At 71.6% G+C, this 12,223-nt stretch carries 15 protein-coding genes; 4 read left to right on the top strand and 11 right to left on the bottom strand.

What is annotated here, in order from left to right:
* Positions 1–10: 10 nt before the first annotated feature.
* Positions 11–583 carry a helix-turn-helix domain-containing protein gene (locus ACIBLA_RS18685; protein WP_399199175.1) on the bottom strand — a complete coding sequence of 191 codons (573 nt, stop codon included), beginning with the start codon at positions 581–583 and terminating at the stop codon, positions 11–13.
* Positions 584–691: 108 nt separating this feature from the next.
* On the opposite strand from ACIBLA_RS18685, the gene ACIBLA_RS18680 reads away from it, so the two are divergent.
* Complete coding sequence (locus tag ACIBLA_RS18680) at positions 692–1,558, top strand: DMT family transporter (protein ID WP_363244179.1); 867 nt, start codon at positions 692–694, stop codon at positions 1,556–1,558.
* 21 nt (positions 1,559–1,579) lie between these two features.
* Here ACIBLA_RS18680 and ACIBLA_RS18675 read toward each other — a convergent pair whose 3' ends face one another.
* Together ACIBLA_RS18675 and ACIBLA_RS18670 are read right to left on the bottom strand one after the other, a co-directional pair.
* Complete coding sequence (locus ACIBLA_RS18675) at positions 1,580–2,353, bottom strand: acyltransferase (protein ID WP_399199173.1); 774 nt, start codon at positions 2,351–2,353, stop codon at positions 1,580–1,582.
* Positions 2,317–2,565 carry a hypothetical protein gene (locus ACIBLA_RS18670; RefSeq protein WP_399199284.1) on the bottom strand — a complete coding sequence of 83 codons (249 nt, stop codon included), beginning with the start codon at positions 2,563–2,565 and terminating at the stop codon, positions 2,317–2,319. The genes ACIBLA_RS18675 and ACIBLA_RS18670 overlap by 37 nt, the downstream gene beginning before the upstream one ends.
* 14 nt (positions 2,566–2,579) lie before the next feature.
* Between ACIBLA_RS18670 and ACIBLA_RS18665 the strand changes: the two genes are divergently transcribed.
* Positions 2,580–3,110, top strand: coding sequence for a gamma carbonic anhydrase family protein (locus tag ACIBLA_RS18665; protein WP_399199172.1), 531 nt, complete (start codon positions 2,580–2,582; stop codon positions 3,108–3,110).
* 13 nt (positions 3,111–3,123) lie between these two features.
* On the opposite strand, the gene ACIBLA_RS18660 is transcribed toward ACIBLA_RS18665, so the two are convergent.
* Both ACIBLA_RS18660 and ACIBLA_RS18655 read right to left on the bottom strand, forming a co-directional pair.
* The gene (locus ACIBLA_RS18660) at positions 3,124–3,774 is read right to left on the bottom strand and encodes a DedA family protein (protein ID WP_399199171.1); all 651 of its coding nucleotides are present in this window, start codon (positions 3,772–3,774) and stop codon (positions 3,124–3,126) included.
* Positions 3,775–3,906: 132 nt separating this feature from the next.
* Complete coding sequence (locus tag ACIBLA_RS18655) at positions 3,907–4,359, bottom strand: DUF4442 domain-containing protein (RefSeq protein WP_399199170.1); 453 nt, start codon at positions 4,357–4,359, stop codon at positions 3,907–3,909.
* Between the two features lie 93 nt (positions 4,360–4,452).
* On the opposite strand from ACIBLA_RS18655, the gene ACIBLA_RS18650 reads away from it, so the two are divergent.
* Positions 4,453–5,544, top strand: coding sequence for a hypothetical protein (locus ACIBLA_RS18650; protein WP_399199169.1), 1,092 nt, complete (start codon positions 4,453–4,455; stop codon positions 5,542–5,544).
* Positions 5,545–5,593: 49 nt separating this feature from the next.
* Here the strand turns inward: ACIBLA_RS18650 and ACIBLA_RS18645 are convergent, their stop codons facing one another.
* From ACIBLA_RS18645 to ACIBLA_RS18630, 4 genes are all read right to left on the bottom strand, one after another.
* On the bottom strand, positions 5,594–6,439 hold the full coding sequence (locus ACIBLA_RS18645; RefSeq protein WP_399199168.1) for a spermidine synthase: 846 nt from the start codon (positions 6,437–6,439) through the stop codon (positions 5,594–5,596).
* Between the two features lie 91 nt (positions 6,440–6,530).
* Complete coding sequence (gene tuf / locus ACIBLA_RS18640) at positions 6,531–7,709, bottom strand: elongation factor Tu (RefSeq protein WP_363244173.1); 1,179 nt, start codon at positions 7,707–7,709, stop codon at positions 6,531–6,533.
* 97 nt (positions 7,710–7,806) lie between these two features.
* Positions 7,807–7,941, bottom strand: a complete 135-nt coding sequence (locus ACIBLA_RS18635; protein WP_363244172.1) for a hypothetical protein — start codon at positions 7,939–7,941, stop codon at positions 7,807–7,809.
* A gap of 84 nt (positions 7,942–8,025) precedes the next feature.
* A complete protein-coding gene (locus ACIBLA_RS18630; RefSeq protein WP_399199167.1) occupies positions 8,026–8,724 on the bottom strand; it encodes a DNA alkylation repair protein in 699 nt (232 codons plus the stop codon).
* Positions 8,725–8,863: 139 nt separating this feature from the next.
* Here ACIBLA_RS18630 and ACIBLA_RS18625 point away from each other — a divergent pair, with 139 nt between their 5' ends.
* Positions 8,864–9,616, top strand: coding sequence for a TVP38/TMEM64 family protein (locus tag ACIBLA_RS18625; RefSeq protein WP_363244170.1), 753 nt, complete (start codon positions 8,864–8,866; stop codon positions 9,614–9,616).
* Between the two features lie 525 nt (positions 9,617–10,141).
* On the opposite strand, the gene ACIBLA_RS18620 is transcribed toward ACIBLA_RS18625, so the two are convergent.
* Positions 10,142–11,206, bottom strand: a complete 1,065-nt coding sequence (locus tag ACIBLA_RS18620) for an enoyl-CoA hydratase/isomerase family protein (protein WP_399199166.1) — start codon at positions 11,204–11,206, stop codon at positions 10,142–10,144.
* Positions 11,203–12,222: a methylmalonyl Co-A mutase-associated GTPase MeaB gene (gene meaB / locus ACIBLA_RS18615; RefSeq protein ID WP_399199165.1), complete on the bottom strand. Its 1,020-nt coding sequence runs from the start codon at positions 12,220–12,222 to the stop codon at positions 11,203–11,205. The genes ACIBLA_RS18620 and meaB overlap by 4 nt, the downstream gene beginning before the upstream one ends.
* Position 12,223: the final 1 nt, after the last annotated feature.

The raw sequence follows: 12,223 nt of genomic DNA, 5'->3' as shown, positions 1-12,223 counted from the left end.
CGTGCCGAGATCAGCGCGCGGGCGGGATGGAGACCGCCATGGTCATCTCCACGGTCACGGCGCCGTCGTTTCGGTAGCCGTGCGGCACGTTCGCCTCGAAGACCGCCGACGCGCCCTCGGCCACCGGATGCGAAGCGCCGTCCACGACGAGGGTGAGTTCGCCCGCGGTGACGTGCAGCAGTTCCGTCGTGCCGTCGGGGTGCGCGTCGGAGTCGCTGTGCTCGCCCGGCATCAGTTTCCAGGACCGCAGTTCGAGCGGACCGCGTGCCTCGGTCCCGACCAGCAGGACGGTGCCGCTGCCCGCCTCGGTGGACCACATGCGTACGGCCTGGTCGGCGGGTACGACCCTGACCTGCGGGCCCTGCTCGTAGTCGAGGAGCGTGGTGATGCTGATGCCGAGCGCGTCGGCGAGCTTCACCGTCGTGCCGACGCTGGGGTTGGTGCGGGCCTGCTCGATCTGGATGATCATGCCCCGGCTCACCCCCGACCGGGCCGCCAGGGCGTCGAGGGTGAAGGCTCTCTCGCCACGCCACCGTTTGAGATTGCGGGCGAGTGACTGGGTCAGCTGATCGAGGTCCGACACATTCCGTCCGTTCCGTCCGTCTAATATATTCAATTACACAGTTCAATGGATTGCACTACGGTGTGGTGCACCAACCGTCCACCACACTGTACTGGCGAGGTTCACGTCATGACCCCACTGTTCGCCCTGGCCACCTGCCTGCTCTGGGGTCTGGCCGACTTCGGCGGCGGAGTGCTCACACGGCGTACCCCCGCCCTGACCGTGGTCGTGGTCTCGCAGTCGATCGCCGTCGTCGTCCTCGGCGCGATCGTCGTCGCGACCGGCGCCTGGACCGAGGCCGGACCGAGGCTCTGGTACGCGGTCGCCGCCGGAGTCGTCGGCCCCGTCGCCATGCTCGCCTTCTACAAGGCCCTCGCGCTCGGCCCGATGGGCGTCGTGTCGCCGCTCGCCTCGATCGGCGTGGTCGTACCGGTGGGTGCGGGTCTCGTCGTCGGCGAGCGGCCCGGACTGCTCCAGTACGCCGGGATCGCCGCGGCCGTCGCGGGCATCGTGCTGGCGGGCGGACCCGAGCTGCGCGGAGCGCCGGTCCGTCGGCAGGCGATCGTGCTGACACTGGTCGCCGGGTTCGGGTTCGGCGCCGTCATGGCGCTGATCTCCGAGGCGTCCACGTCGATCACGGGGCTGTTCCTGGCGCTCTTCGTCCAGCGCGTCACCAATGTGGGCGTCGGCGGGGCCGCGCTGTACGTGTCGGTGAAGCGGGGCGCGTCCGCCCTGCCCGAGGACGGCGGGTTCCAGGTGATCCGGGCCGCCCTGCCCGCGCTGGCGTTCGTCGGCCTCGCGGACGTGGCCGCCAACGGGACGTACTCGATCGCCGCGCAGAACGGCCCCGTCACGGTCGCCGCCGTACTGGCCTCGCTGTATCCGGTGATCACGGCGGTGGCCGCGCGCGGCATCCTCAAGGAGAAGCTGCGCGCCGTCCAGGCGGCGGGCGCCGGGCTCGCGCTGATCGGCACGGTCCTGCTCGCCGCGGGCTGACCGCGCGTACGCCCGCCGGAACTACGACGGGTCCGGATCCAACTCGGCGAGCGCCAGCAGTTGCTCCGGGGTGGTGCCCTCCGGGATCGGTACGGGCGCGGGCGTACGCAACGGCGGCTGCCAGCCCCGCTCCGGGTCCCAGCTCCGTACGACGCGCGCGGGCGCCCCCGCGACCACCGCGTGGTCGGGCACCTCGCCCCGTACGACGGCTCCCGCCGCGACCACCACATTGCGCCCCAGCCGCGCGCCGGGCAGGATCACCGCGCCGGTCCCCAGCCAGCAGCCCGGTCCCACCGAGACCGGGTCGGTACGGGGCCACTGCTTGCCGACGGGGACCTGCGGATCGTCGTAACTGTGGTTGGTGGACGTGATGTAGACGTACGGCCCGCAGTAGGTGTTCGAGCCGATGGTCACCGCCGTGTCGGCGATGACATGGCTGCCGCGCCCGAGGACGACACCGTCGCCGAGCCGCAGGATCGGCTCCGGGCCCAGGTCGAGGCCGGGCATCATCCCGGCGGTCAGGGTGACCTGTTCACCGATGACGCAGTGTTCGCCCAGCTCGATCCACGGCTCGCCGAAGACGGTGCCCTGCGGAAAGGCCAGGCGGGTCCCGGTGCCGATCCGGGCGAAGCGCAGCCTGCCGGGACGCTCGGCGCTGACCGCGCCCGCCTCCTGGACCCAGCGCCAACCACCCTGGACGGCACGCGAGACCAGGCGGCGGCGCCAGGCGGTCACCGCTGCCACCGCTGCCACCACTGTCACCGCTGCGGGGAACGTGTCTCTGCTCTTCGGCACCCGCCCACGGTATCGGCGGGACCGGGGGCGGTTCGGCGCCCCCTGCTGTGACGTTCACCCCACGGCGCCCAAGCGCCCTCCGGCTGCCAGTGGTAGTTCTCGGTGGTGAACACCGACGCCTTGTCCTTGAAGGCCCGTCCCACGTCCTCGTACCGCGAGATGATGTAGCTGTTGGTGGCCTCGTGCCAGATGAGCGGCGCACTCTCGCGCACCGGAGGAGAACAGCATGACAGAGCGGGCACTGATCGCGGGTGTGGGCGGCGAGGAGCCCGCGATCGATCCGACGGCGTTCGTGGCGCCGACAGCCGTGGTGCTGGGCGAGGTGACGATGGCGGCCGGTTCGAGCGTCTGGTACCACACGGTGCTGCGGGCCGACGGTGGTCCGATCGCCATCGGGGCGGACAGCAACATCCAGGACAACTGCACGGTGCATGTCGACCCCGGCTTCCCCGTCACGATCGGCGAGCGCGTATCGGTGGGGCACAACGCGGTGCTGCACGGCTGCACCGTCGAGGACGACGTGCTGGTCGGCATGGGCGCCACCGTCCTCAACGGGGCGCACATCGGGACCGGTTCACTCGTCGCGGCCCAGTCGCTCGTACCGCAGGGCATGCACGTACCGCCCGGTTCACTGGTCGCCGGAGTGCCCGCCAAGGTGAAGCGCGAGCTGACGGACGAGGAGCGCGAGGGCATCAAGCTCAACGCGGCGGTCTATCTGGAGCTGGCCAAGCGCCACGGGGCCGTGCACGGAGGCTGACGCCGGACCGTCGTCAGTCGGTGGCGGGTACGGGCTCCGGGGCCTGCGCCCGCGCCTGCTCCGAGGCCTTCTTCGCCCGGTTTTTGATGACGAGCATCGAGGTGACGCCGATGAGTACCGCGAGGACGAGACCCAGCCAGGAGAAGCGCTTCAGCCAGGCCTCGGCGACGACACCGACCGAGTAGATGACGGCGGTCGTGCCCCCGGCCCAGAGGATGCCGCCCAGGACGTTGGCGATGAGGAACTTCCAGTACGGCATCCGCAGCACACCCGCGAGCGGCCCGGCGAAGATCCGCAGCAGGGCGACGAAACGGCCGAAGAAGACCGCCCACATGCCCCACTTCTGGAACGACCGCTCGGCCATGGCGATCTGCGCCTCGCCGAAATGGCGCGGAAACTTCCCGCCGAGCCACGCGAGCAGCGGTCTGCCACCCTTGCGGCCGATGGCGTAGCCGATCGAGTCACCGATGATCGCGCCGGCGGTGGCGCACGCGCCGAGGATGTACGGGTTGATGTCACCGTGCTGGGAGGCCAGCAGCGCCGAGCTGACGAGAACGATCTCCCCCGGCAGCGGGATACCGAGGCTTTCGAGCCCGATCACCACTCCGACCAGGACATAGACACTGATCGCCGGTACGGTCTCCAGCCACTCCTGGACGTGCACGACCGGTTCCTTCCCTGTCGGATGTGCCGCTGCCCGGCGAGCGCCTTCCAGGCGCTCGCCGGGCAGCCTACCTGGGCGGAAGCCCCGCCGATGACCGGGGCTGACCGGGTACGGCAGCCGGCGCCGGTCCGGTCAGGCGCTGAGGCGCAGCGTCCAGGTGATGGTCATCTCGCCGGTGACGGCGCCGTCCTCGCGGTTGAAGACGACGGCGACGGGTATCTCGGGGCGTCCGCCCGCGTCGAGTTCGGCGACGACCTCGGCCACCGGGCGGTCGACGGTGGCGGTGGCCGTGACGACGCCCATGGCGAGCTTCTTGTAGTGGATCTCCGCCTTGACGACGAGCGGCACGGCGCGCGCCAGCTGGTCGCCGAACGCGGCGAGGACGATGGCGCCGCTGACGGTGTCGCCGAGTGTGAACATCGCGCCGGCGTGCGGGCCTCCCACATGGTTGTGGAATTCGGCCTGGTCCGGGAGCCGCACGACCGCGCGCTCGGCGGTGGTTTCGAGGAACTCCATGCGGAGGGTCCTCGCCATGGGAACGGTGGCGGCGAGCATCTCGCCGACGGTCATCTGATCAGAGCTCATACGGCCCGACATTACCCACGAGTAGCCTAAGTTGCCATCCTGCGACAGGGCGGCCGTAGCAGCGCGCGGACGACCCCTCTATCGTTACTCGCCATGTGGCCAGGACAGCAGCCGCCCGGGGGCGAGCAAAACCCGCAAGATCCGAATTCGAACCCGTACCAGCAGCCGGGGTACCAGCAGCCGAATCCCTACCAGCAGCCGGGATACCAGCAGCAGCCGGGACAGCAGCCCGGCTACCCGCAGCAGCCGGGGCACCAACCGGGGCAGGGACAGCAGCCCAACCCGTACCAGCAGCCGACCATGCCGCAGTACGCGGTGCAGGGACAGTTGGGCGGGCCCGGCGGTCCTGATCCCTCGCAGGACAAGAAGCGCACGAGGATGGTCGCGATCATCGCCGCGTCGGCGGTCGTCGTGGCGGCTGCCGCCACCGGCTTCTTCGTGATGCAGGACGACGGCGAGAGCACGAACGTCGCCGACGACTCCAAGGCGTCCGCGTCGCAGGAGTCCGAGGACGACCCGTCGGGGAAGGACAAGGCGGACCCGCCGCCGGAGGACAATCCGCGCGACGGGTCCGGTGTCGGCAAGCCGAGCATCGCGGGCTGGAAGGTCGTGACCAACCCCAAGCACGGGACGCAGTTCGACGTCCCGGCCGACTGGGTGGTCGAGAAGCCCGACGTGTTCTCGGGCTTCGAGGACGTCGAGAAGGGTGACGGCTCGCCGGCCATCACCTTCTCCGCGCCGGCCTTCCTGAAGTCCAACTGGTGCGAGCAGGACACGGACAAGGACGGCGAGATCGAGGACGTAGGCCTCGGCGGCACGGGCACCAAGGGTGGCCAGGGCGCCAAGGACACGGCGACCGCCGCCAGCAACGAGTCCGGCAGCTGGGTCTGGGCCGCGTACGCCCAGGAAGCCACCAAGGCGCAGCAGCAGAAGGCGATCCAGGTCGAGAAGTCCAAGCCCTACACGACCAAGACCGGACTCAAGGGGCACTACTCGACGGCCGCGAGCACCGGCCTGCCCAAGAAGCAGAAGTGCGACACCGACGGCAAGTCGATCGCCTTCACCTTCACCAACGCCAAGGGTGACTACACGACTTGGGTCGTGTACGGCGCCAGGGGCGTCGAGGACGAGATCCCGGACGAGACGCTGATGAAGATCATGAGCACCGTCCGGCTGGCCGAGTAGCCCGGTTGTCCGGCCGATTCCGAGCCCCGCGTGCGTATGCGCGCGGGGCTCAGCCGATGCTGAACGCCCCCTCGGGCGGCTCGGGCGACGCCACCGCGCCGGCGTCCCGCACGACCGGCGCGGCGCCGGTGAACCGCCGTAGCGGCGCGCCGTGTTCGACGCGAGCGGGAAAGACGTCGGAGGCGGTACGCCGGGCCAGGGCCGCCGTGTCGATCGGCGCGTGCGACGCGAGGAGTACGGCGTTGCCGAACCGGCGTCCGCGCAGCACCGACGGCTCGGCGATCAACGCCAGCTCCTCGAACACCGAGGCGAAGGTGGCCAGTTGGGACTTGAGGAAGGTGAAGGGCGCGCCGTCCGCGAGGTTGGCGGCGTAGAGGCCGTCGGCCCGTAGCACCCGCTCGGCGAGGCGCGCGTACTCCACGGACGTCAGATGGGCGGGCACCCGCGAGCCGCCGAAGACATCGGCGATGAGCAGATCCACCGAACGGGCCGGGGCCGACGCGAGCCAGGCGCGGGCGTCCACCGCGTGCACGGCGATCCCGGCGCCCGGCGGGAGCGGCAGTTCCTCGGCGACCAGCGCCAGCAGCGCCCCGTCGGTGTCGACCACGTCCTGCGCCGAGCCCGGCCGGGTGGCGTGCACGTAGCGGGGCAGGGTGAGCGCCCCGCCGCCGAGGTGGAGCACGGTGAGCGGATCGCCCTCGTCGGCGGCGCGGTCGACGACATGCCCGAGACGCCGCGTGTACTCGAATTCGAGATGGGTCGGTTCGTCCAGGTCGACGTACGACTGAGGGGCGCCGTCGACCGTCAGCAGCCAGGCCCGTTCCCGGTCCACGTCGGGCAGCAGGCGGGCGGTGCCGCAGTCGACGGTCCGGACAACGGGGATGGCTTCACTCACCGTCCCATTGTGCGCGCCGCGCCGTACGGAACCGGACCGGGCCCGCCTCCCCTGGGACGGAGGAGACGGGCCCGGCCGGAGGCGACCCGCGTCAGATGAGCTCGGTCACCGTGCCCGCGCCGACCGTGCGCCCGCCCTCGCGGATCGCGAAGCCGAGCCCGGACTCCAGTGGCACGTCCCTGCCCAGCTCCACGGTCAGGGTGACCGTGTCACCGGGGCGTGCGACGGCCTGCTCGCCGAGGTCGATGTCGCCGACCACGTCCGCCGTCCGGATGTAGAACTGCGGCCGGTACCCCGTCGTGATCGGCGTCGTACGTCCACCCTCCTTCGCCGACAGGACGTACACCTGCGCGGTGAACCGCCGGCTCGGTACGACGCTGTCCGGCGCGGCCACCACATGACCCCGGCGGATCGCGTCGCGTGGCATGCCGCGCAGCAGCAGCGCGACGTTGTCGCCGGCCTCGGCGGACTCCATCGGCTTCCCGAAGGTCTCCAGCGAGGTGACCGTGCTGAGCTGCGGCCCCGAGTCGGCACCGAGCACCTCGATCCGGTCGCCCACGCGTACCGTGCCGCGCTCGACGGCGCCGGTGACGACCGTGCCGCGCCCGGTGATGGTCAGGACGTTCTCCACCGGAAGCAGGAACGGGGCGTCGGTGTACCTGACGGGGATCGGCACGTACGTGTCGACCGCGTCCAGCAGCGCGCGCACGGCCTCGGTCCAGCGCGGGTCGCCCTCCAGCGCCCGGAGCCCGGAGACCCGGACGACGGGGACGCTCTCCCCGCCGTACCCGTTCGCGCTCAGCAGTTCACGCACCTCCAGCTCGACCAGGTCGGTCAGCTCGTCGTCACCCGCGTCGGCCTTGTTCAGCGCGACGACGATGTGGTCGACGCCGACCTGACGGGCGAGCAGCACGTGCTCGGCGGTCTGCGGCATGATCCCGTCGAGCGCGGACACGACGAGGATCGCCCCGTCGAGCTGCGCCGCGCCAGTGACCATGTTCTTGATGTAGTCGGCGTGCCCTGGCATGTCGACGTGCGCGTAGTGCCGGGTGTCGGTCTCGTACTCGACGTGCGCGATGTTGATGGTGATACCGCGCGCCGCCTCCTCCGGGGCCCGGTCGATCCGGTCGAACGGCACGAAAGTGCCGGTCCCGTCCTCGCTGAGGACCTTGGTGATGGCCGCGGTGAGGGTGGTCTTGCCGTGGTCGACGTGGCCCATGGTGCCGATGTTCAGGTGCGGCTTGGTGCGCACGTATGCCGTCTTGGGCATGGCTGACGTGTTCCTTCCAGGAACTCGAAGCGTGGTGGGACCCCCGGAGCCTTGCCGACCCTCCCCCTGCGGGGTCCGCCGGACGATCCGGGAAGGGTCAGCTTCGGGCGCCGTCGAGGGGCGCCGCCGCGGCTGCCGCTGCCGCTGCTTCGGCGTGCGCCGCGAGGAACGCGGCAGCCTTCGGCGCGTCCGCGACTGCGGACGGCGCTGCGAGGAAGGCGTGCCGGAACATGTCGTTGATGATGTCCCACCGGCGCGGGGGCGTCGACAGGTTTTCTTCGCCGGGGGCGCCGGGGGCCGGGGTCGGGGGCCGGGCTCAGAGATTCTTCAGGGCCTCGCGCACGGAGAGCGGGGAGAGCCGGTCTCGGGAGGCCCCCACGAAGTCCTGGACGGCGGCCGGGTCCGTCTTGGCGTACTCGCGCAGGCACCAGCCGATCGCCTTGCGGATGAAGAAGTCGGGGTGCCCGGACTGCCGGCGGCAGTAGCCGAACAGCCGCTCGCTGTCGGTCGCCTCCTTGTAGGTGAGCTGGTGCAGCAGAGCGGTGCGCGCGATCCACAGGTTCTCGTCGTCGATCCAGTCGTCCATCTCCTTCGCCAGCGAACGGTCGGCGGCGACGAGCCCTCCGGCCAGATGAGCGGCGAGGAGGTCGACGGTGTCCCACCAGGAGGCCGTGGAGACCAGATGCCGTACGAGAGGGAGGAAGCCGGACGACAGGCGCCCGACATGGCGGCGGAGGTAGTCGACCGCGAAGTACTGATACTCCCGCTCGGGCAGCTCCCAGCAGCGCAGCGCGATCGCCGCGCAGTCCGTCTCGTCGGGGTGCGGCAGCGAGGCGAGCACCTTCCGTGACAGCGCGCGGCGTTCGGGGGTGGGGATCCCGAGGAAGGGGGCGACGCCCTTCATGTACGCCGCGGCCCGCTCGGCCCGTACCGGATCGGCCGCTGTGGCGTATCCGGCGGTGAGCCGTGCCACGACGGTGTCGGCGAGCGCGCTGGGCGGCGGTACGAGGGTCATGACGTGCAGGTTATGCGCCGGCACTGACAACGCGCGGGGGCCCGCGCACGTCCCCGGTCGCAGCGGCGGACGGCCCGAGTGGCGGTTGTCTCCTGCCCCTTGACGCCGATCACCACTCTTCGTCGGTTAGTCTCCCCGAATGCTCGACCCTGTCGACAGGCCGTCCCCAGGCCTCACGGTCCGCTGGACGAGGGTGCTGCTCTCACCCTGGTCCAGGCTCTCCCTCCTCGTGCTCCTTCTGGCATCCGCGGGCACCGCGGTGCTGGTCTACGAGCCGCAGAGATTCGTCTCGGCCGGCTGGCCGCAGTTGAGCGGCGGCGCGGCCGTGGTGCTGTTCGCCGCCGCCTACGGGGTGTGCACGGCGGCCTTCGTGCCGCGTCCGCTGCTGAATCTCGCGGCGGGCGCGCTGTTCGGCACGCAGCTCGGTCTCCCGGCGGCGATCGCGGGCACGGTGCTGGGCGGGGGCATCGCCTTCGGGCTCGGCCGCTTCCTCGGTCAGGACGCGCTGCGACCGCTGCTGCGGGGCCGCTGGCTGAAGGCGGCGGACGGCCAGTTGAGCCGCCACGGCTTCCGGTCGATGATGGCGGTCCGGCTCTTTCCGGGGCTGCCGTTCCAGGCCGTCAACTACTGTGCGGCGGTGTCGCGCATGGGCTGGCGGCCGTTCCTGCTGGCGACGGGGATCGGGACGATTCCCAACACGGCCGCGTACGTGGTCGCGGGAAGCGAGGCGGGCTCGCCGACGTCACCGGCGTTCCTGGCCGCGATGGGGTTCATCGTGCTGACGGGAGCGGGCGCGGCGGCACTGGCCTGGCGCAAACGCCACAGACTCCGCCCCGGCCCGGCGAAGCCGGAGACTCCTACGGAGGACCGCATACCGGAGCCGGTCGCGTAGGTACGCGCCGAGCCGATCCCCCGCCGGTGCGATCCGCCGACGCCGCGCACGGTGACCCCGTGGGGCGTGCGCCGCCATGTCGCCGGCCCGTCCCCGAGAGTCCTCGCCCCCCGGAGGGGATGTGCGCGAGCCCCACGGCTCGCCCGGCCGTCAGGACGCCGGCTCTCCCCCGGTGGCCCTACGGACGGGTGCCCCCTCCTCCGCCGTGCGATCGCACGCATCAACGTGTCATCAGCGGCTGCCGCGGCAGGCGTGAGCCCCGCCCTTCGGGCGGACGTCGCTCTTTTGCGGACACGGCCCAGAGGCCGACGAACGCGCCGAGCACGGTGAGCCGCCCCGACGACGTTGCCGTCCTTCGCGTCGTAGGCGAAGTCGACACCGTCGAAGCACACTTCGCGCCGGACCTTGTCGAGGAAGCGCCGGAAGCGCGCGAGCGACGCGGCGGCAGCGCAGGGGGACCGAGGGGCCGTGGCACCGGGCGAGGGGCCGTAGCCGGGTCTCTCGCGCCCGAGGGCGCCCGCCCGGCTACGGCGTCGGTCCCAACCCCAGGTCTCCGCCCGGCGGCACCGTCGAGAAGCGGGTCACCTCCGCGGCCGTGACCAGGGACAGGTCCCCCGGCGACCACCGCGGCGTCCGGTCCTTGTCGATCACCTGCGCCCGGATTCCCTCCACCAGGTCCGGTGTCCGCAGTGCCGCGCACGACGCGCGGTACTCCGCGTCCAGCGCCTCCTCCAGCGTCTCAAGCCCCCGCGCCCGCCGCACGGCCGCCAGCGTGGCCTTCAGCGCCGTGGGCGACTTCGTCAGGATCGTCTCCGCCGTCTGTTTCGCCGCATGGTGCCCGCTGGCGAACAGCCGGTCCACGATCTCCTCCACCGAGTCCGCCGCGTAGCACACGTCGATCCACTCGCGGTCGGCCGCCAACTCCCCCTCGGGCGGGGGCGTCGCATGGCGCCGTACCGCCACCGGCGCGTCCGTGGAGGCGAGTTCGGCCGCCAGGGCGGGGAGCTGCCCGGAGCGGACGAAGTGGTCGGCGAGCCCGCAGAGCATCGCGTCGGCCGCGCCCACCGATGCGCCCGTGAGCGCGAGATGCGTGCCGAGTTCGCCGGGCGACCGGGAGAGCAGATACGTGCCGCCGACGTCCGGCACGAGGCCGATGCCCGTCTCCGGCATGGCGACCCGCGACCGCTCGGTGACGATCCGGACGTCGCCGTGCGCCGAGACGCCCACGCCGCCGCCCATCACGATGCCGTCCATGAAGGCGACGTACGGCTTCGCACAGCGCGCGATACGGGCGTTGAGCCGGTACTCGTCGCGCCAGAAGGCGGGCGACGCGGCGCCGCCCGTACGCGCGTCCTCGTAGATCGCACGGATGTCGCCACCCGCGCACAGCCCGCGTTCGCCGGCGCCGTCGATGACCACCGTCCTCAACGACGGGTCCCGCGCCCACTCGGTGAGCGCGGCATCGATGCGCAGCACCATCTCATGGGTGAGGGCGTTGAGCGCGCGCGGCCGGTTGAGCGTGAGCCGCCCGACGCGTCCCTCGCGCCGTACGAGAACGGTCTCGTCCTCCTTGGGAAGGCCGGCGTTCATCGTGTCCCGCCCTCGGCCCCGGCCGGCAGCTCCAGCGCCTCGACGATCCGCTCGGCCGCCCGCGTCGCCGTCAACGAGCCCTCCCGTACCGCCTCTTCGAGCCCCGGAGCCAGTGCCCGTACGCCCGGATGGCTCCCGAGCCGGTCCAGCAGATGGTCACGGACCATCGACCAGGTCCAGTCGACCTGCTGGTCGCTCCTTTTGCGCTGGAGGCGTCCACTGGAGTCGAGGACCTTCCGGTGCTGTTCCAGCCGCTCCCAGACGGTGTCGAGCCCGGTCCCCTCACGGGCGCTGCAACTCAGCACCGGCGGCGTCCACGCCGCGTCGGCCGGGTGCATCAGCCGCAGCGCGCCCGCGAGTTCACGCGCGGCGGACTTCGCGTCCCGCTCGTGCGGCCCGTCGGCCTTGTTGACGGCGATGAGGTCGGCCAGCTCCAGCACGCCCTTCTTGATGCCCTGGAGCTGGTCGCCGGTGCGGGCGAGGCTCAGCAGCAGGAAGGAGTCGACCATGTTCGCCACGGCGGTCTCCGACTGGCCGACGCCGACGGTCTCGACGAGCACCACGTCGTAACCCGCCGCCTCCATCACGATGATCGTCTCGCGGGTCGCCTTGGCGACGCCGCCCAGCGTGCCCGCCGTGGGTGACGGCCTGACGAACGCCGCCGGGTCCACGGCCAGGCGCTCCATACGGGTCTTGTCGCCGAGGATGGAGCCGCCGGTCCTGCTGGACGACGGGTCGACGGCGAGGACGGCGACCCGGTGTCCGAGGCCGGTGAGCATGGTGCCGAGGGCGTCGATGAAGGTGGACTTGCCGACGCCGGGCACGCCGCTGATGCCGATCCTGCGCGCCGTGCCCGAGTGGGGCAGCAGCGCGGTCAGCAGCCGCTGGGCGAGTTCCCGGTGGTCGGCCCTGGTGGACTCCACGAGGGTGATGGCGCGCGCGACGGCCGAACGGGAGCCGTCGAGAACGCCTTTGGTGTACGCGTCGATGTCGATGGGGTTGTTCCGAGGGGCCACC

It is taken from the genome of Streptomyces sp. NPDC050433, from assembly GCF_044458565.1.
In the GTDB taxonomy this organism is placed as follows: Bacteria; Actinomycetota; Actinomycetes; order Streptomycetales; family Streptomycetaceae; genus Streptomyces.
This window is presented reverse-complemented; position numbering and strand designations above follow the sequence as displayed.